Annotated in this window: 1 protein-coding gene; it reads left to right on the top strand. The window is 66.9% G+C overall.

The window, feature by feature from the left end; translation table 11 throughout:
• Positions 1-186 precede the first annotated feature (186 nt).
• A partial coding sequence (locus NBW84_RS08670; protein WP_250283434.1) for a Uma2 family endonuclease occupies positions 187-620 on the top strand: 434 nt, incomplete at its 3' end.

The following is a 620-nucleotide window of genomic DNA, read 5'->3' on the forward strand; positions in this document are numbered from 1 at the left end:
AGAGCCACTCCGTACCTCTCCGGGGCGCCATATGCGCTGGCATGCTGACATATGTCGCGGCGCATACGGCGCCCCGGAAGACCCTGATGGATCGCGGTACGGCGTCGATCTATCATTGATCAGGAACACAAGGCCGCAGGGAAACAACCCGAGCTGGGACAGCCCGACCTGGGAGATGATTTCGACGTGCGCACTGTGATCCTCGGCGAACGCCCGCATGTTCTCGACGAGTTCATCGCCCGACGCCAGGCACTCGGGCAGGACACCTTCGACGAAGTGTGGGACGGGGAATATCACGTGGCACCAGGACCATCCGCGGAACACGGCCGCGTCGACTACGAGCTGAACGCTCTGCTGCTCCCTCGCGCGCGTGCCGCCGGGCTGGTGGGCACGGGCCCGTTCAATCTCGGCCGCCACGACAACTACCGGGTCCCCGACGGCGGCCTGCACCGCGGGCGGCCCAGCGGGGTGTTCCTGCCCACCGCCGCCGTGGCCGTCGAGGTCGTCTCCCCGGACGACGAGACCTACGCGAAGATCGATTTTTATGCCGCGCACGGGGTGGACGAGCTGATCGTCGCCGACCCCCTGCACCGGACCGTGCGGATCTGGCAGCTCGTCGA

Source organism: Protofrankia sp. CiP1_Cm_nod2 (genome assembly GCF_920664355.1).
In the GTDB taxonomy this organism is placed as follows: domain Bacteria; phylum Actinomycetota; class Actinomycetes; order Frankiales; family Frankiaceae; genus Protofrankia.